Source organism: Clostridium grantii DSM 8605 (assembly GCF_900129965.1).
GTDB lineage: Bacteria > Bacillota > Clostridia > Clostridiales > Clostridiaceae > Clostridium_AF > Clostridium_AF grantii.
In genome coordinates this window covers 212,236-230,862 of record NZ_FQXM01000006.1, presented here as the reverse complement: position 1 = coordinate 230,862, position 18,627 = coordinate 212,236, and the positions used below count along the sequence as shown (strand labels likewise).

17 protein-coding genes are annotated in these 18,627 nt (G+C 29.3%); 14 read left to right on the top strand and 3 right to left on the bottom strand.

Annotation, left to right across the window (positions count from 1 at the left end; translation table 11 throughout):
• Window positions 1–20 precede the first annotated feature (20 nt).
• Entirely contained in the window at window positions 21–575 is a 555-nt protein-coding gene (locus tag BUB83_RS07300; protein ID WP_073337786.1) for a Fe-S-containing hydro-lyase, read from the top strand.
• Window positions 576–675: 100 nt separating this feature from the next.
• Here BUB83_RS07300 and glgP read toward each other — a convergent pair whose 3' ends face one another.
• Entirely contained in the window at window positions 676–2,292 is a 1,617-nt protein-coding gene (gene glgP / locus BUB83_RS07295; RefSeq protein ID WP_073337785.1) for an alpha-glucan family phosphorylase, read from the bottom strand.
• Between the two features lie 190 nt (window positions 2,293–2,482).
• On the opposite strand from glgP, the gene BUB83_RS07290 reads away from it, so the two are divergent.
• The 5 genes from BUB83_RS07290 to BUB83_RS07270 all read left to right on the top strand — a co-directional run bounded on the left by BUB83_RS07290 (window position 2,483) and on the right by BUB83_RS07270 (window position 6,253).
• Window positions 2,483–3,046: an RNA polymerase sigma factor gene (locus tag BUB83_RS07290; RefSeq protein ID WP_073337784.1), complete on the top strand. Its 564-nt coding sequence runs from the start codon at window positions 2,483–2,485 to the stop codon at window positions 3,044–3,046.
• The gene (locus tag BUB83_RS07285; protein WP_073337783.1) at window positions 3,036–4,061 is read left to right on the top strand and encodes a zf-HC2 domain-containing protein; all 1,026 of its coding nucleotides are present in this window, start codon (window positions 3,036–3,038) and stop codon (window positions 4,059–4,061) included. The genes BUB83_RS07290 and BUB83_RS07285 overlap by 11 nt, the downstream gene beginning before the upstream one ends.
• A 17-nt stretch (window positions 4,062–4,078) precedes the next feature.
• The gene (locus BUB83_RS07280; RefSeq protein WP_073337782.1) at window positions 4,079–4,774 is read left to right on the top strand and encodes a DUF4652 domain-containing protein; all 696 of its coding nucleotides are present in this window, start codon (window positions 4,079–4,081) and stop codon (window positions 4,772–4,774) included.
• Window positions 4,775–4,968: 194 nt separating this feature from the next.
• Window positions 4,969–5,286 (top strand): thioredoxin, encoded by a 318-nt coding sequence (trxA, locus tag BUB83_RS07275; RefSeq protein ID WP_073337781.1) that lies wholly within the window; start codon window positions 4,969–4,971, stop codon window positions 5,284–5,286.
• A 109-nt stretch (window positions 5,287–5,395) separates the two neighbouring features.
• Window positions 5,396–6,253, top strand: a complete 858-nt coding sequence (locus tag BUB83_RS07270) for an NAD(P)/FAD-dependent oxidoreductase (protein WP_073337780.1) — start codon at window positions 5,396–5,398, stop codon at window positions 6,251–6,253.
• 33 nt (window positions 6,254–6,286) lie between these two features.
• Here BUB83_RS07270 and BUB83_RS07265 read toward each other — a convergent pair whose 3' ends face one another.
• Both BUB83_RS07265 and BUB83_RS07260 read right to left on the bottom strand, forming a co-directional pair.
• Complete coding sequence (locus BUB83_RS07265) at window positions 6,287–6,823, bottom strand: cell wall hydrolase (protein ID WP_073337779.1); 537 nt, start codon at window positions 6,821–6,823, stop codon at window positions 6,287–6,289.
• 125 nt (window positions 6,824–6,948) lie between these two features.
• The gene (locus BUB83_RS07260) at window positions 6,949–7,959 is read right to left on the bottom strand and encodes a hypothetical protein (RefSeq protein ID WP_073337778.1); all 1,011 of its coding nucleotides are present in this window, start codon (window positions 7,957–7,959) and stop codon (window positions 6,949–6,951) included.
• Window positions 7,960–8,197: 238 nt separating this feature from the next.
• Here BUB83_RS07260 and cdaA point away from each other — a divergent pair, with 238 nt between their 5' ends.
• The 8 genes from cdaA to ilvD all read left to right on the top strand — a co-directional run bounded on the left by cdaA (window position 8,198) and on the right by ilvD (window position 18,372).
• On the top strand, window positions 8,198–9,043 hold the full coding sequence (cdaA, locus tag BUB83_RS07255; protein WP_073337777.1) for a diadenylate cyclase CdaA: 846 nt from the start codon (window positions 8,198–8,200) through the stop codon (window positions 9,041–9,043).
• A complete protein-coding gene (locus BUB83_RS07250; protein ID WP_073337776.1) occupies window positions 9,016–10,284 on the top strand; it encodes a CdaR family protein in 1,269 nt (422 codons plus the stop codon). Before cdaA ends, BUB83_RS07250 begins: the two co-directional genes overlap by 28 nt.
• Before the next feature lie 21 nt (window positions 10,285–10,305).
• Window positions 10,306–11,907: an NAD(P)/FAD-dependent oxidoreductase gene (locus BUB83_RS07245; RefSeq protein WP_073337775.1), complete on the top strand. Its 1,602-nt coding sequence runs from the start codon at window positions 10,306–10,308 to the stop codon at window positions 11,905–11,907.
• 136 nt (window positions 11,908–12,043) lie between these two features.
• Window positions 12,044–12,949, top strand: a complete 906-nt coding sequence (gene ptb / locus BUB83_RS07240; protein WP_073337774.1) for a phosphate butyryltransferase — start codon at window positions 12,044–12,046, stop codon at window positions 12,947–12,949.
• 17 nt (window positions 12,950–12,966) lie between these two features.
• Window positions 12,967–14,037 carry a butyrate kinase gene (gene buk, locus BUB83_RS07235; protein ID WP_073337773.1) on the top strand — a complete coding sequence of 357 codons (1,071 nt, stop codon included), beginning with the start codon at window positions 12,967–12,969 and terminating at the stop codon, window positions 14,035–14,037.
• A 123-nt stretch (window positions 14,038–14,160) separates the two neighbouring features.
• Window positions 14,161–15,762, top strand: coding sequence for a PocR ligand-binding domain-containing protein (locus BUB83_RS07230; RefSeq protein ID WP_073337772.1), 1,602 nt, complete (start codon window positions 14,161–14,163; stop codon window positions 15,760–15,762).
• 1 nt (window position 15,763) lies between these two features.
• The gene (locus BUB83_RS07225) at window positions 15,764–16,498 is read left to right on the top strand and encodes a response regulator transcription factor (protein ID WP_073337771.1); all 735 of its coding nucleotides are present in this window, start codon (window positions 15,764–15,766) and stop codon (window positions 16,496–16,498) included.
• Between the two features lie 206 nt (window positions 16,499–16,704).
• A complete protein-coding gene (ilvD, locus tag BUB83_RS07220) occupies window positions 16,705–18,372 on the top strand; it encodes a dihydroxy-acid dehydratase (RefSeq protein WP_073337770.1) in 1,668 nt (555 codons plus the stop codon).
• Window positions 18,373–18,627: the final 255 nt, after the last annotated feature.

The window sequence follows — 18,627 nt, the reverse complement described above, 5'->3', positions numbered from 1 at the left end:
AAGAAAAGGGTGTAATAAAAATGGATATAAAAATTACTACCCCTATTAATGGGGAAGAAATAAAGGAATTAAAGGCTGGAGATAAAGTTTTAATTTCAGGAACAATATTTACAGCTAGAGATGCGGCTCATAAAAAATTAATAGAATTATTAAACAAAAATGAAGAACTACCATTTGATATAACAAATGGAGTGATTTATTATGTGGGACCAAGTCCATCAAAACCAGGAATGGTAATAGGATCAGCAGGACCAACTACTAGCTATAGAATGGACCCTTATGCACCGCAGTTAATGGATATTGGTTTAAAAGTAATGATAGGTAAGGGTATGAGAAATAAAGAAGTTATCGATGCTATAAAAAGAAATAAAGCGGTTTACTTAGGAGCTATAGGGGGAGCAGCGGCTCTTATAGCAAAATCTATTGTAAATTCAGAGATTGTAGCTTATGAAGAATTAGGTTCAGAAGCTATAAGAAAGCTGGAAGTAAAAGATTTTCCGGCTGTAGTGGTTATTGACAGCAAAGGAAATAATTTATATGAAATAGGACAAGAAAACTATTTGAATAGTTTATAATAAAAAGAAGAAAGCCTATGTGGTATGTGGCTTTCTTTTTTTAAAAGATTTTGATACTATGAGTCGCGATAGAGAAAGATAGATATTCTCTAATAGATATTTATGCTTTTATATATAGTTTTTCGAAATATTCTGTTAGCATTCTTTCTACTGCAAATTGATCTTTAGTAGTTTCTATACTTTTATGCATCATTGCTACCCATTTATCTTTGTTTTCATAGTAAGTTGGTATAACTCTATAAATAAGAGTTTGATAAAGAGCATCACCATCATGTTGGTCTATATCAGGCACATCTTTTTCAGTGAAGGCATCACCAAATTGCCATCCATTAATATCATCTAAGCAAGCTTCAGGCCACCAACCATCTAAAGTAGAGCAATTAAGCACTCCATTCATAGCTGCTTTCATACCAGAGGTACCACTAGCCTCCATAGGGCGTATTGGGTTATTAAGCCATATATCAGAGCCTCTAGTGAGCATTTTACCGATAGTCATATCATAATTTTCTAAAAATACAACACTATTAGGATATTTCTTACTCATTCTTACTAAAGTAGCTACTATTTCTTTTCCAGTATCATCTAGGGGATGTGCTTTACCAGAAAAAATTATTTGAATTTTTCCACTTGAAAGTAATGGATCTATTATTTCTTCTTTTCTAAAGATTAAATCACTTCTTTTATAAGGAGCGGCTCTTCTTGAAAATCCTATTAAAAGTTTATTAGCATCTAAAGTAACATTATTTCTTTCTTTAACAAATTCAATTAATTCTTTTTTTATTATCATATGAGTATTCCAAAGATCTTCATTTTTTTCAAAAGCATTTGTAATTCTTTCATCTACCCAAGTTTTTTTGTGTATAGCATTTGTGATGGCTAAAATCTCTGATTTGTTTTCAACATCTTTCCACATTATATTAGCAGTTTCACCATGAAGCTGAGCTACTGCATTAGCTTTTCTAGATAAATTTAAGGCAGCTAAGGTCATATTGAAGGGAGAACCACCTAAATCAAGCATTTGCTTTTTAGTTAAACCGTTGAAAGCACCCATATATTCTAATCTAGATAAAGGATGTGATTCATTACCTTGTACTATTGGGGTATGAGTTGTAAAAACTACTTCATCTCTTGTTAATTTTAAAGCTTCATCAAAATCTATTTGTTTATCCATTTTTTCTTTAATTAATTCAGTAGCCGCAAGAACGGCATGACCTTCATTAAAATGATATACATCAACGTCAATATTTAAGACTCTTAAAGCTTTTACACCACCGATACCTAGAACTATTTCTTGTGCTATTCTTTCTTCTCCAAACCAACCATAAAGCTGGCCAGTGATCCAAGCATCATCATTTTCTGGGATATCTGTATCTAGTAGATAAAGTGGGGCATTTCCAAAACAATCAACTAACCAAACTTTACAGATAACAGGAATTTCCCTTATCATAACAGTTACTTTTACCTTTGTATCTTCTAAAAAAGGGTAGTCGTAATTATGATAGGAATCATATGGTTTTCCACCTGTATCAATTCTTTGATCTGTATATCCTTGTTTCCATTTAATACCTATAGCGACTAAAGGTAAATCCATATCTTTGGAACCTTTTATGTGATCTCCAGCTAATATACCTAAGCCACCTGCATATATTTTGAAATTAGAAGCTAATCCGTATTCCATGCAAAAATAAGCTACTTTCGGTAATGATTGTTTTATCATAAAAAATCCTCCTTTTGGTGAATATAAAAATATTATACTATAAGTATATATATGGAACAACGTTTGCGCAAAATTTTTAACATAAATTAATCTTGATATAAAATAATAAAAATCTGCAAATTTTAAAAGCTTTTAACTTTTCTATATTAATTATCGTATATAATATATACAAGTGGAAGGAGGGATTCCCTTGTTAGAAGATGATATTAAGTTGATTGATAAAATATTGGAAGGAGATACTACAAGTTTTGAAAAAATAGTTGATAAGTATGAAATGGGTATAATGAGATATATTTATACTATGGTTAAAAATGTGGCAACAGCAGAAGATATATGTCAAGAGGTTTTTATTCAGGTTTATAATAAATTAGATACATATAATAAAAACTATAAGTTTTCAAATTGGCTTATCCAAATTGCCAAAAATAAAACCATAGATTATATAAGAAAAGAAAATAGAACAAAGGTATTCAATATTGATGAAGCTTATAATGTATCCTCAAAGGAGATTTCACCAGAAGATAGTGCTGAATTTAATGAAACCAAGGAATATTTAAAAAAATATATTGAAGGATTAGAAGAAATAGAAAAACAAATTATAATTCTTAGGTACTCAACAAAAAAAACATTTAAAGATATTGGAACAATACTTGATATTTCTGAATCTACAGTTAAAAAAAAGTTTTATAAAACCAGGCAAGAGTACAAAGAATATGTTTGTAAACTAGAAAGAAGGTGTGAATATGGATTGTAAAGTATTCGCAGAAAAGGTTAATGAATATATAAATAATGAATTAGATGCTGAAGAAAGAAAAGTTATAGAGGAACATTTAAAATCATGTGAACAATGTAGAAAAATTCTTTACTTTGAACAACAACTAGATAATGATTTAATAGATTTATTTGATGAAGAAAACTTGAATTTTAAAAGTAGAAAAACACAAATACTAGAATCTATTGATACAAATAAATATTTTAACAAAAAAGAAGAGAATAAAAAAGAACAAAGTAAAAAAAGTTATTACAAAAATCTGAAAAAAATAACTTTAGTTGCAGCAAGTTTTGTGGTGATTTTTGGGTTTTATAAGATTATAGTAGAAAATTTTAGTATGGGGTCTTATAAAGAAGCTAATAATGAAAGCATAGGAATGACTAAATCAGATATGGAATTAAATGATTCTTCATCTAGTGTTGCTAAAGAAAAAAACTTAATTGAGGGTGACTTAGAAAATAACAACCAATTTGGAGTTGATGGAAAAGTAGAAGAATCACCAAATAAAATAACAGAGGAAACACAAGAAAAGCCCCAAAATACACTACCGAATCAAACTTATGTTGAAGATATAGAATTTAATAGAATTGAAGATAATAAACTTCTCATGCAGGATACTACTTCTATTGATTTAAAATTTAAAGCTATGTCTACAACAGATTTATTGGTTTATATCAAAGATTTAAATAAAGATATTAATGGAGTTGTTAAACTAGATTTTAGTAACCTTGATGAAAATATATCTAAGATTTATTTTTATGAAGATAAATTATTAATAGGTAGTTACAATAAAATAAATAACTTAATCAAAGTTTATGCTTATAATGTGTATAAGGAACAATTAAATTTAGAATTTGAAGAAAATCTTGAGAATTTTAGTATAGTAGATTTTGAAAATGATAATAATGGTAGTATAATGATTATAATGAAAGAATTGATATCAACTAATGAAGAATATCAATATATTAAAAAAAATATAAAAATAGAAGGTAACTAACTTTTAGGAGGAAAAAAATGAAAACAAAATTAATAAGCTCAATTATAATAAGTTTACTGTTAACTACAGTAGTTATGGCTTCAGTAGGGTGTTCTAAAAAGAATACAACAACAGAAAACAATATAAAAGTAGAAATTGAGGAAAATGAAACTAATAACCAAGACAAAATTGATCAAGAAGAGAAAAAAGATGAAAGTAAAGACAATAACAAAGATAAGGTTATAGAAGTTGAAACTAATATATCTTTTGTTAAAAATGCTTTAGATAAAAGCATTGAACCAGAATTTTCTACACCATGGGCAACTTCTTTTGATGGAAAGTATGATGTATGTGTAGAAGGAAGAGGAGAAGATGGCATAGAGGAGGATATTGGGAAAATATATCTAAAAGATAATCAATCAGAAGAGAAATGGTCTTTTAATATAGAAGATAAAGGTGAACAACTATCTCCTAAAAAAGTTGTATGGATAGATGATAAAAATGTTGCTGTTATTGTAGGGTTTGCTTATGGAACCATAGCAGTAGGTGGAGATGTATATAAGCTTGATATTGAAAGTGGAAATTTAACTAAGCTTTATTACACTGGAGACGAAAAAATTCATGTTGTTGACATGAAAAACAATGGTAATAAATTAGAAATGGAATTGTTAGTTTATGAAGATGACAATTATTTAGAATCACATATAGAAAATAAAGTCATTGAATTAAATTAAAAAAGTTCATGGTAGTATGATTTATATGTATTATTAATGGATTTATGAAAAGAATAAATATGAGAAAATTTATTAGAAAGATATTTATAGAAGTTATGAAATTTTCTTGACAATAAGTATTTTTAAATCTATAATAATTATATGAATTACCCTAGAGGGGTATACAAAAATAAGATGTTTTGTAGGAGGTAAGTATGGTTAGAGAATTAATAAGTAAAAATTTCGGTGAAGATGTTATAAATTCAAGTACTCCTGTTGTAGTGGATTTTTGGGCTCCATGGTGTGGACCATGCAAGATGCTTGGACCAGTTATAGAAGAAGTATCAGAAGAATTAGCAGGTAAAGCAGAATTCTTTAAATTGAATGTTGATGATAATGGAGATATAGCTCAACAATATAAAGTATCTTCAATTCCAACAGTAATAGTTTTTAAAGGTGGAGAAGTTGTAGATAAAATGGTTGGTTTTAGACCTAAAGCGGATATTATTAAATTAGTATCTAAGCATATTTAATAATATAGAAGAATATATTATAATATATAAATTTGGGTATTATTTGCCCATAATATAAATCCGACAATATAATAAATTGTCGGATTTGTTATAGGAGGGGATTATCGGAATGGAAAGATTTGATATTGCGATTATTGGTACTGGCCCAGCCGGATTAGAAGCGGCTATTAATGGTAAAATAAGAAATAAAAATATAATTTTATTTGGAAACAGTGATTTTAGTAACAAGCTTATTAAAGCTCCAAAGATTAATAATTATTTAGGCTTTAATGATATTTCAGGCATAGAATTGAAAGAAAAATTTCAACAACATATTGAAGCTATGGATATCAAAATTAATAATGAAAGAATAAATGCAGTTTATGCTATGGGAGATTATTTTGCTTTAATGGTAAACGAGAAAACTTATGAAGCGAAAACAGTAATTCTAGCAATTGGCATGGAAGCAGCAAAACCATTAAAAGGGGAAGAAGAATTTTTAGGCAGAGGGGTAGGCTATTGTGCTACTTGTGATGCACCTTTATACAAAGGCAAAGTTGTAACTATAATTGGATATAATAAAGAAGCAGAAGAAGAAGCTAATTTTGTAAGTGAGCTAGCTTCTAAAGTCTATTATATAAAAATGGATAAAGGCGATTCTTCCTTAAATGAGAATATTAAAGTTATTAATGATAAACCTGTTGAAATAAGTGGTGAAAGCGAAGTTAAAAGTGTAGTAATGAAAAATGGCACCATAGAGACTGATGGAGTTTTTATCTTAAAAGATAGCATAGCACCTAATCATTTGGTTCCCGGATTAGAGCTTGAAGATGGACATATAAAAGTTAATAGAGCTATGGAAACAAATATTGAAGGACTTTATGCAGCTGGTGATTGCATAGGAAAGCCTTATCAATATATAAAAGCAGCAGGAGAAGGCCAAGTTGCATCTTTAAAAGCTGTTGAATATTTAAGCAAAACAAAATAGGATTACCTTATTGGTAATCCTATTTTGTTTTATTTAATTTACATTGAAGAATACATGCTGTCCTATCTTTTTTATGTTAATTTTTTTTACGTTAAACATCCACTTAGAGGTAGCAATCTTTGGATTGTAAAAGAACATGGCTTTATCAGTGGGATCAACACCCTTTATAGCGTCTAATACAGCTCTATAACAGGTATCATTGGTTGATGCTGATACATCACCATTCTTTACACAAGAAAAGGCTGATTTTTGAAGTATTACTTCTTTTATTGTATTTGGAAACTTACTATCTTTTAATCTATTAAGTATTACAGAGGCAACTCCTACTTTGCCATCATAAGGTTCTAAATTACTTTCGGCAAATACTACTTTTGCCATTAAATCTATATCTGATTGAGATAGCATGATATTGTCACCTGAATTTCCGAATACTGTTATTGCTTTGCTTTCATCTTTGTATAAATCTTCAGTTGTTGAATCATACAAAATTGTAGCTTCTGAAAAAGGTGTAATAACAGTAAAAAAGCTTAGCAATGTAACAAGCCAAACAATAAATCTCTTGGGTTTCATTTTAAATCTCCTTTTTATTACCTAAATTAAATTAGGGTTATTAGAATTACAGGAAATATTATGCCCATAATGTAGAAATATAATTCAAAAACTAAAAAAATCCTACCTAAGTAGGATTTAAATGGTTATTTTTGCACTGAAGATTCAAATTTTTCAAAAGCCTCAATAAATTTTTTGTGAGATTCTGTGGCAGTTTTGTAGTTAGAATTAGATGTTTTATAATAGTTATCAAGTATATCATCAGAAATATCATTATCAGTGGTTACAAGTTCTTCATTTGATATAGCGAATTTAAGATTGTTCAAATAAGGTTTATATGAAGAAATAACTTTTAGCATGGATTCATATACAGCTAGCCCATCTTGAGGGATAGAAATAAAAGTTATTTCTGATTCCAGTGAAGTTAGTGATACTAAATCATCATTTATTAAAGAAATGACGCTAGTATAGCTTTGAAGTTCATTTCTAGCACCTTCTATGTTAGTAGAATATGTTTTATTTAAATCATCAAATTGTCTAGAAAATGAATAAATTAAGTCTAAGAAATCTAGATTATCAGATAAAGATATATCAGTAATATTTTTGTTTGAGTCTAGTGAATTTGAAAAATAAGATGGCGTAGATAATAGTTTGAAGAAATTGTCATCAATGGATATTCTACTGGTACCTATAAAAACTTGAGAGTAATAATTCATTGTGTCATCTCTAAAATTTTGTAGTCTTGAAATTGAAATATTCATATCCATTTTTTCTATATCTTTAACAATAAATAAAATTTCTTCAAAAAGTAAAATGTTATTATCTAGTCCTGACAGTAAATTATTATGAGAAATTGAATAACGTTTATTTTTGGAAATAGACTTAATATTTGAACGTACATCTTTTAAAGTGTTTATATCATTAGGTAATAAAGTTAAGAATTTTTCTTGATTAATTGAATCTCCATCAATATAGCTTATAATATTCTTATTTGTTTCAGTAATTTTATTTATTTCAGTTGACATAGTTTTTTCATATTGAGATAAGGAGTTTCGTCTGAAATAGCTATAGCTTACAAAGAAAACACCTACGCAAATAGTGATAAATGCTAATGCAACAGTAATGGTCTTTAATATATTTTTTGTTTTATCTGTCATTTATGAACACTCCTTTTGTTTTTATAATTAATATGATTTAACTGTAACTTAAAAATACTAAATAATCGCAATAAAGTCAAATAATCAATGAAGTATAATAATAATTATATACTATAGTTTCTTTTATTTGTAATAAAATATTTAGAAAAATAAATTAATTAAAATATTGTAAAATGGGCAACAATTTAAAATAGAATAGTGTATAATTGTAAATATAATAGTTTTGAGAGGTGAATACATGGAATTTTTAAATATAATTTTGAATACCATTAAATCAATAAATATTTTTTCTATACTTGACATAGTGTCGGTTTCATTTATATTTTATCAAGTGTATATGCTCTTACGAAAGACAAGAGCGGAGCAATTGCTAAAAGGGATTTTATTAGTAGTATTATTAATACCCATAAGTAGCTTACTTCAATTGCAAACCTTAAATTGGATTTTGAATAAAACTATCACAATAGGAGTTTTATCTCTTGTAATCATATTTCAGCCAGAAATTAGAAAAGCACTTGAACATATTGGGAGAAGCGCTTTTACAGAAAAACATATTTTTCAAGATGATGAGACAATAAGTGTAATAATTTCTGAAATAACCAAAGCAGTTGAAAATTTATCAGCTAGTAAAACAGGCGCTTTGATAGTAATAGAACAAAAGACAGGATTAAGCGATATTATTGAAACAGGAACGAAAATTGATGGAAATACTTCGGCAGCTTTATTAGAGAATATATTTGTGGAAAATACACCTCTTCATGATGGAGCTGTAGTTATTAGGAGTAATAGAATAGCAGCATGTGGATGTTTCTTGCCTCTTTCAAGTGATAGAAATATAAGTAAACAGTTAGGAACTAGGCATAGAGCAGCAGTAGGGATATCAGAAGTTTCGGATGCACTTACTATTATCGTATCAGAAGAAACAGGAGTTATTTCCCTTGCAGTGAATGGAAAATTAACTAGATATTATTCTAATGAAAAGTTAAAAGCTATATTAATAAAAATAATTCAGTACAGAAGAGATAAAAAAATTACTATTGGTGAGAAGGTGAAATCTTGGGTGAAGATAAAAATAAAAGCATAATTATTAAATTAGCTTGTGTTTTAGCAGCATTTTTTCTTTGGATATATACTTCAAATGAAAGTAACTCTCTTCAAACAAGAGTAGTTAAAAATATACCAGTTCAAATTCTCAACACAGAAGCTTTAGAGGATGCAGGATTAATAGTATCAATAGATGAAGAATATACAATATCTTTAAAAATTACAGGAACGGCGGCATCTATTTATTCTGCTACCGTAGATGATTTTACTGTTGTTGCAGATTTAAGTGGGTATGTTTTAAGTGAAGGAACAAAAAAAATACCAGTAAATATTTTAAAATCCCCTGAATCTGTAAATATCGTTAATGATACAACTTTGTGGGCCGAAATTAAATTTGATAAATTAGTAAAAAAAGAAATGCAGGTTAAAATCAATACTACTGGAAATGTTGAAGATGGTTATTATCAAGATTCTCTTGTAGTAGAACCAAGTACTGTTACCATTAGTGGATCTGAAAAATATGTAGATATGGTTTCAAGTATTTATGCGGAAATTGATTTAGAAAATACTAAAACAGATTTAACATTATCTTTACCTGTTTTAGCTGTAGATTCTGTAGGAAAAACTGTTTCTGGAATTACTATAAATCCAGAAAATGTTAAAGTTAGCATTCCAATAAAAGGAACAAAAAATGTGGATATAAATATTACCACAAAGGGAAGTCTACAAGAAAATATGATATTAGAGAAAATCACACCATCCATTGCTCAAATTAAAATTGCGGGAGATGAAAAATTGATTTCTTCTATAGAAAGTATTAGTACTGAACCTGTAGACTTATCGTTACTAACAGAAAAATCTAATAAATTAACAGTCAAATTAGATATTCCTGAAGATTTGGTACTTGTAGGAGATGATGAGGCTATTGAAGTAATAATAGACCTTGATAAAGTAATAGAAAAAAACTTAACAGTAGATATTGAGAATAGAAATTTAGATAGTGCTTTAGATGTAAAATACGTTAGTAAAGAAGTGTCTTTGATTGTTAAGGGAGCTGAAAATATATTAAATAATTTAAGTGAACTTAATGTGGTAGGATTTTTAGATTTTATGGATTTAAACGAAGGAAGTTATGATATACCAGTAAAGTTTGAGTTGCCTAACAATGTTATTATAGTTTCTCAAAATTTAAAAAATGTAAATGTTGCAATCTCAAAAAAGAATATAACAGATACTACTATTGATAGTAGTGAAGATGAAAAGCCTAAGGAAATTAATTAGCTTAGGTGCTTGGAGGAAATAATGACAATAAGAATTAATAATATTACATTAAGTTTAAATGAAGATTTAAAAGTGTTGAAGGAAAAATCAGCTAAAAAACTTAAAATTGCTATAAATGAAATAAAGGATTTTAAAATAGTAAGAGAATCTTTAGATGCAAGAAAAAAAAGGGATATTAAATTTAATTATGTAGTTGAAGTTGCTTTAGAAAACGAAAAAAAAGTGTTTTCTAAATTAAAAGACAATAATATTACTTTAAATTTAGAGGAAAAAGAAAATAGCACTGTTTATGGCAATGAAGTATTGGAAAATAGACCAGTAATTATAGGTATGGGTCCGGCGGGTATGTTCTGTGCATTGCAACTTGCAAAGCATGGATATAAACCTTTGGTAATAGAAAGAGGAAGTGACGTTGAAAAAAGAACTAAGCAGGTAAAAGAATTTTGGAAAAATGGAGAGTTAAACCTTAATTCTAATGTTCAATTTGGTGAAGGCGGCGCAGGAACTTTTTCTGATGGAAAACTTACTACAAGAATAAAAGATACTAGATGTGATTTAATATTACAAGAATTAGTTGCACATGGGGCGCCAGAAGATATAATGTTTTTAGGTAAACCTCATATAGGTACAGATATTTTAAAAAATGTGGTAAAAAATATAAGAGAAGAAATAATTGCCATTGGTGGAGAAGTAAGGTTTGATTCTAAACTGGAAGATATAATAATTAAAGATGGAAAAGTATCTAGAATTATTGTAAATGGGGAAACAATTGAATGTGAAAAGCTTATTTTAGCTTTAGGTCATAGTGCACGTGATACATATGAAATGTTATTTACAAAGGGAATTCATTTATCACCAAAACCGTTTGCTGTAGGAGTTAGAATTGAACATTTGCAAAGTTTAATTAATGAAAATCAATATGGGGAATTTGCAAATCATCCTAGATTAAAATCTGCGGAATACAGATTATCGCATACCAGTTCTATAACTAATAGATCAGTTTATAGCTTTTGCATGTGCCCAGGAGGAGAAGTAGTTGCGGCTTCTTCCGAGAAAGGTAGACTTGTAGTTAATGGTATGAGTAATTATAAAAGAAATAAAATTAATGCAAATTCGGCTATAGTAGTTACTGTAACAGAGAAGGACTTTAAAAGTAATCATCCTTTAGCAGGAATGGAATTTCAAAGGCATTATGAAGAGTTAGCTTTTAAATGTGGGGGAGAAAATTATAATGCTCCAGTTCAATTAGTTGGTGATTTTTTGAAAGATAATGTAAGTACTAAAATAGGTGGAATCAATCCAAGTTACACACCAGGATATAGATTTGCAGATTTAAGAGATTGCTTACCAGAGTATGTAACCACCACAATAAAAGATGGTTTGATTAATTTTGATAAAAAAATAAAAGGATTTGCTGAAAAAGATTCTATACTTACCGGTATAGAAACAAGAACTTCAGCACCAGTAAGAATTAATAGAGATGAAAATTGTGAAAGTGTTTCTTTAAAAGGAATGTACCCAGCAGGTGAAGGAGCAGGATATGCAGGGGGAATAATGTCTGCAGCAGTAGACGGTTTGAAAATTGCGGATGAATTAATAAAAAAATATAAACCATTAAAATAAGATTCTCTTTAGAGAATCTTATTTTAATATATAAAGCAATATATTTTTAATAAAAGGACATAATACAAATATATTGCTCAATATAAATGTTTGTAGTAAAATAAATGTAAAGCATACATAAATGGGGGTGTATTAATTGGTTAAAACATTTCATGATATTATTAGTAAAACCAAAAATCAAGATATTAAAATTGTAGCGGTTGCCGCAGCAGAAGATACTCATGTACTTGAAGCTATAAGTGATGCAAAAAAACAGGGGATTTGTAATGCTATTTTAGTAGGTGATGAGGAAAAAATAGGTAAAATAGCTGAAGATATAAACTTTGACCTTAAAGACATAGAAATAATAAATGAAAAAAATCCATCAAAAGCATCAATGAAAGCTGTAGCCTTAGTTTCAGAGGGTAAAGCTGATATGGTAATGAAGGGATTAGTTGGTACAGCAGATTTTTTAAGAGCAGTTTTAAATAAAGAAATTGGATTAAGAACAGGGAGTTTAATGTCGCATGTGGCAGTTTTTGAAACTCCTAAAATTGATAGATTATTATTTTTAACAGATTGTGCTTTTAATATGTATCCGGACCTTAATGAAAAAGTACAAATTATCAATAATGCTGTAAAGGTTGCCATAGCTGTGGGTATTGAGATACCTAAAGTTGCGCCTATTTGTGCGGTAGAAGTAGTTAATCCTAAAATGCAAGCAACGGTGGATGCAGCTATGTTATCTAAAATGAATGAAAGAGGCCAAATAAAAAATTGTATAATAGATGGGCCTTTGGCTATAGATAATGCTCTTTCAGTGGAAGCAGCAGAAACAAAAGGAATTAATAGTGAAGTTGCAGGATATGCAGATATTTTATTAATGCCTTCTATAGAAGCTGGAAATGTAATGTACAAAACATTAGCATTCACAACAGATTCAGTAAGTGGAGGAATTTTAGTTGGAACTTCGGCTCCAGTAATCTTGACTTCAAGAGCTGACAGTCATAGAACAAAAATGAATTCTATAGCGCTGGCAGCACTTGTGGCAACAAATAAGTAAGAATAGGGGGGAATTAAATGAATTTTAAAATGTTAATTATAAATCCAGGGTCAACTTCTACAAAAATTGGTGTTTATGAAGATGATAAAGAAATATTTGTGGAGTCTTTGACACACTCTTTAGAGGAAATAGAAAAGTATGATAATATATATGATCAGTTTGAGTTTAGAAAAAATCTTATTCTAAATGTTTTGAAAGAAAAAGGGTTTGAAGTTAAATTGCTAAATGCGGTTGTAGCAAGAGGTGGGCTTTTAAAACCTATTAAAGGTGGAACATATACTGTAAGTGAAAAAATGTTAGAAGATTTAAAGATAGGGATACAAGGAGAACATGCATGTAATTTAGGTGCAATTATTGGAAATGAAATAGCTAAACCAATAGGTATACCAGCATTTATAGTGGATCCAGTAGTGGTTGATGAAATGGAAGAAGTAGCTAGGATTTCTGGTATGGAAGGAGTGAAAAGAAAAAGTATATTTCATGCACTAAATCAAAAAGCTGTGGCAAAAAGATATGCCAAAGAAAATCATTTAAAATATGAGGATTTGAATTTGATAGTGGTTCATATAGGTGGAGGAGTTTCTGTAGGCGTTCACCAAAAGGGAAGAGTAGTAGATGTTAATAATGCATTGGATGGAGAAGGTCCTTTCTCACCAGAAAGAAGCGGAAGTGTTCCTATTGGAGAATTAGTAAAGATGTGTTTTAGCGGAGAACATTCACTAGAAGAGATAAAGAAGAAAATTGTAGGTAAGGGGGGAATTATCTCTTATTTGGGGACAAATGATGTTAGAATTGTGGAAGAAAAAATTTGTTCTGGGGATAAAAAAGCAGAATTGATAAAAGAAGCTTTTATATATCAAGTATCAAAAGAAATAGGAGCTTGTGCTACTGTATTAAAAGGAAAGGTAGACTCAATTATTCTTACAGGAGGCATCTCATATAGTAAGAGTGTAACTAAAAAAATAATTGAAAATGTAGGATTTATTTCACCAGTTACTATTTACCCAGGAGAAGATGAAATGCTTGCTTTAGCGGAAGGCGGATTAAGGGTTCTTGGAGGGGAAGAGGTTGCCCGTGAGTATAAATAGGAAATTTAATTTTATTACGAATGAATAAACACTAAAATGACTATCTCTAGACAATGCAAGCCCTTGATGATATAATTATTAAAATTATGGAAGTTTTTATATACAAAAAAAGAAGGTGCTACAGTGGAAAATAAAAATGGGAATGAAAATAGTCAATCAAAGCCTGTTAAGCAGTATTTTGAATGGGGCGATATTAAGTGGATTCAAGAAAATAATGATCTTAAAAAAAGTAAATTTTTAATTGGCCATGTAACATTATTACCAGGACAAAATCAAGAAGAGCATAACCATAGTGGAGATGAACAATTGATTTATGTTGTATCAGGCCAAGGAGAACAATGGCTTAATGATAGATATAATAGTTTGTTACCAGGTAGGATATATAAAACTCCGCCTTTTGCTAAACATGAAGTTCAAAATACAGGAAAGTCACCCTTAGAAATGATTATTGTATATAATATTGATAAATATGATATAAATCAATTAATACCAGCGGAAAATATTTTAGATAACTTTTACTTGGAGGACCCTGCTAAAATTATTGATGTAGAGAGACTACAGAAAATCCAAGATAAATTTTCAGAAGATTCTTATTTAGGAATAGTTATTAAAGATATAAAGGGTAATCTTCTTACAACTCCAAGCAACATACCAGAATTTTGTAAGATAAAAGAAAAAAATATGGAAAAATGTTTTATTAATAAAGAATTTGATAAAAATGATATAGTAGAAACTACAGTTTATGATTGTTGCTATGACGTAAAAAGGATAATGGCACCTATATTTTTAGGAGAAAAATTGGTAGGAACAATAACTTGTGGTCCTGTGATTATAAAAAATCCAAATCCAGAAGTAGAAGAAAAAATTATTAAAGAATATAAAGAAGATGGTGATCAATTACTAAAAGCATATAATTCGCTAAGAAGAGTTAGCAGAGAACAATTGTATGCCATAATTGAAACACTAAGAACAATGAGTAATTCAATTGTGGAAACATCGGTTATCAACTTTATAAATAAAGAAAGACAAGAGAGAACTTTTCAAATTCTAAAGGAAGCAGAGACTAGAAGTAAGCTTGAAAGAACATTAGTAGAAACGAAGATGAAGGTTATTCAATCTCAAATGAGCCCACACTTCTTATTTAATACACTTAGTGTTATAGGGCAACTTGCCTATATGAATGGTGCTAAAGAAGCAGCGGAAACTACTTTTGCCTTATCAAGTCTTTTAAGAACTACACTAACAAAATCTTTAGAGTTTGTTTCTGTTAATGAGGAATTAAAGTATATAAAAGATTATTTGTTTATTCAAAATAAAAGATTTAAAGATTTTATAAAAACAGATATTGATATTGAGGATAAAGTAAAAGATGTGACAATACCTTTCTTAACACTTCAATTATTTGTAGAAAACGCTATAGTTCATGGCTTTAAAAATATGCAAAAACAGTGTGAACTAAAAATTAAGGGAGAATTTCTTGAAGATAGAATAAAATTATCGGTTAAAGATAATGGTGTAGGAATACCTAAAGAAAGACTAGATAATATATCAGAAGAAATAATAAAAAGTTCTGGTGAAGGAATAGGCATAGGACTTACAAGTTTGAAAAGCAGATTAGAGTATTATTATGGTAAGAATTTTGTTTTTGAAATAAAAAGTGAGTATGGCAATGGAACAGAAGTAATATTAATTTTACCTATTAATAGAAAAAAAGAGGTGAAGTAAAATGAAAAAACTTCTAATAGTTGATGATGAAGGTATAACTAGAGAATATATAAGATATGTAGTTTCAGAAAATCATGAGGATGTGGAGATTAAAGAAGCTAAAAATGGAAATGAAGCAATCGAAAAAATAAAGGAATTTTCTCCAGATTTAGTATTGATGGATATAAGAATGCCAGAGTTAGATGGGATTAAAGCTTTAGAAAAAATAAGAAAATTTGATATGAATGTAAAAGTGGCAATTTTAACAGCACATGATGAATTTAGCTATGCACAAAAATCTGTAAAATTAAATGCTATAGATTATTTATTAAAGCCAATATCACCAGAAGATTTGCTTGACTTTATAGACACTTACTTATATGAATCAGATGATGGAAGTGCTTCTAATTTTGGTGTAGTAACACAATTACCAGAAGATAAGCATGTTGCAGATGCTAAGGAGTATATTAATAATAATTATGATAAAAAAATATATCTTAATGATGTAGCAGAGCATGTTGGTTTTAGTCCTTATTATTTCTCAAGATTATTTAAGAAATCTTCGGGAATGAATTTATCTGAATATATAAATAGATTTAGAATAGAAAAAGCCAAGGAATTTATGACTAACTCTAGTTTGAGTTTAAAAGAAATATCTGAAAAAGCTGGATATGAAGATTTCAGTTATTTTAGTACAGTATTTCAAAGATATGAGAAATGTCTTCCAAGTAAATATAGAAAAAGTTTAAGAAAATAGAAAAAGTGTAAGATAAATCTTACACTTTTTCTTTATATAAAAGCAAAATAATTTTATTTTATTGGGTTTAAAATCAATTCAGATTATTTTGCTTATTAGTAGTAAGGATAATCAATTGAGTAAAAAAGCTAATTCAACTATAATAGATTAAATAGTGACGAAAAAATTAATTTATATATAGATAACACAAAAGGAGGGGCTATAAAATGAGAAGTGACGAAATAACAAAAGGCGTGGCAAGAGCACCTCATAGAGCGCTTATGTATGCTATGGGATATTTGCCAGAGGATCTTGCAAAGCCATTAATAGGAGTTGTAAATGCACAAAATGAATTAATACCAGGACATTATCATCTTGATGAAATAGTAAAATCAGTTAAAGAAGGAGTTATCGCTGCAGGGGGAACACCAATGGAATTTCCATCTATAGGTATTTGTGATGGGATAGCTATGAATCATAGTGGAATGAAATATCCATTATCTTCACGTGAACTTATTTGTGATTCTATTGAGGCAGTGAGTATGGGTCATAAATTTGATGGACTTGTATTGGTAGGAAATTGTGATAAGATTGTTCCAGGAATGCTTATGGCAGCAGCAAGACTTAATATTCCGGCTGTATATGTTAGTGGGGGACCAATGTTATCAGGTAAACATAAAGGTAAAACCATTGATTTGATTAGTGGTGCTTTTGAAAGTGTAGGAGCAGAGGCTACTGGACAAATTACAGAAGAAGAACTTACAGAAATAGAGATTAATTCATGTCCTACATGTGGAAGTTGTGCTGGATTATTTACAGCAAATTCTATGAATTGTTTGGCAGAAGCTATGGGAATGGCTCTACCTGGTAATGGAACAATACCGGCTCCGTTTGGAAGAAGAAAACAACTTGCAAAAAAAGCTGGTATGAAGGTTATGGAAATTTTAAAGAAAGATATAAAACCTAGAGATATTTTGACATTAGGAGCATTTAGAAATGCTATAACTGTAGATATGGCTATAGGTGGCTCTTCAAATACAGTACTTCATTTAATGGCAATAGCTAATGAAGCTAATATACCATTGAATCTTGAAGAATTTGATATAATCAGTAAAAAAGTACCTAACATTGCTAAACTTAGTCCATCAGGATATCATAGCATAGAAGATTTAGATAATGCAGGAGGAATTTCGGCAGTAATGAATGTGCTTTCTAAAGCGGGTATGATTTATACTGATGAAATCACTGTAACAGGAAATACAATTCATGAAAATGTACAAAATGTTGAGGTGGCAGACCCAGCAGTAATAAGAACGTTAGAAGAACCATACACTAAAGAAGGTGGAATAGCAATTCTAAGAGGAAACTTGGCTTTAGATGGTGCGGTGGTTAAACAATCAGGAGTTAAACCTGAAATGTTAAAACATAAAGGGCCAGCAAGGGTATATAATTCTGAAGAAGAAGCTTATAAGGCTATATTAGCAAGAGAAATAATAAGCGGAGATGTTGTGGTAATTAGATATGAAGGACCAAAAGGTGGACCAGGAATGAGAGAAATGCTTAGTCCAACAGCTGCTATTTGTGGAATGGGACTAGATACTTCTGTAGCCTTAATAACAGATGGTAGATTCTCAGGTGGAACTAGAGGCCCATGTATTGGACACGTTTCTCCAGAGGCTATGGCAGGTGGTACAATTGGTATTATTGAAGAAGGGGATATTATTGAAATAGATATGCCTAATAGAATTTTAAGAGTAGATCTTTCAGACGAAGAAATTGAGAGAAGAAAAAAAGATTGGGTACAACCACCAATTAATGCTGAAATCGGAACTTATTTAAGAAGATATAGTAAGTTAGTAACATCAGCTAGTACTGGTGCTGTGCTTGAAAGATAATAAAAGTTTTCTATTGTAGCATTGAATGATTATAAAATAAATATATGTAACATAATATAAAAATACCATGGATTTTAATAAAAATCACATGGTATTTTTTATTGCTTTTTAATTGTAAAATTATATTTAAATTGCTATAGTTTAATCTATAGGTATCCCAGTTCAACTATTAATTTATACGTGTCCAAAACTCCTAGAAACATGGAGATTTATAAAACTAGTTGATACGTCTAGTTTTTAGTATAAGTATAAATT

What these genes read in the sequence shown, in the direction of transcription:
- BUB83_RS07245 (WP_073337775.1), top strand. Translation starts at nt 10,306, where the DNA reads ATGACAATAAGAATTAATAATATTACATTAAGTTTAAATGAAGATTTA.
- BUB83_RS07285 (WP_073337783.1), top strand. Translation starts at nt 3,036, where the DNA reads ATGGATTGTAAAGTATTCGCAGAAAAGGTTAATGAATATATAAATAAT.
- buk (WP_073337773.1), top strand. Translation starts at nt 12,967, where the DNA reads ATGAATTTTAAAATGTTAATTATAAATCCAGGGTCAACTTCTACAAAA.
- BUB83_RS07225 (WP_073337771.1), top strand. Translation starts at nt 15,764, where the DNA reads ATGAAAAAACTTCTAATAGTTGATGATGAAGGTATAACTAGAGAATAT.
- glgP (WP_073337785.1), bottom strand. Translation starts at nt 2,292, where the DNA reads ATGATAAAACAATCATTACCGAAAGTAGCTTATTTTTGCATGGAATAC.
- ilvD (WP_073337770.1), top strand. Translation starts at nt 16,705, where the DNA reads ATGAGAAGTGACGAAATAACAAAAGGCGTGGCAAGAGCACCTCATAGA.
- BUB83_RS07280 (WP_073337782.1), top strand. Translation starts at nt 4,079, where the DNA reads ATGAAAACAAAATTAATAAGCTCAATTATAATAAGTTTACTGTTAACT.
- cdaA (WP_073337777.1), top strand. Translation starts at nt 8,198, where the DNA reads ATGGAATTTTTAAATATAATTTTGAATACCATTAAATCAATAAATATT.
- BUB83_RS07260 (WP_073337778.1), bottom strand. Translation starts at nt 7,959, where the DNA reads ATGACAGATAAAACAAAAAATATATTAAAGACCATTACTGTTGCATTA.
- BUB83_RS07300 (WP_073337786.1), top strand. Translation starts at nt 21, where the DNA reads ATGGATATAAAAATTACTACCCCTATTAATGGGGAAGAAATAAAGGAA.
- BUB83_RS07270 (WP_073337780.1), top strand. Translation starts at nt 5,396, where the DNA reads ATGGAAAGATTTGATATTGCGATTATTGGTACTGGCCCAGCCGGATTA.
- trxA (WP_073337781.1), top strand. Translation starts at nt 4,969, where the DNA reads ATGGTTAGAGAATTAATAAGTAAAAATTTCGGTGAAGATGTTATAAAT.
- BUB83_RS07265 (WP_073337779.1), bottom strand. Translation starts at nt 6,823, where the DNA reads ATGAAACCCAAGAGATTTATTGTTTGGCTTGTTACATTGCTAAGCTTT.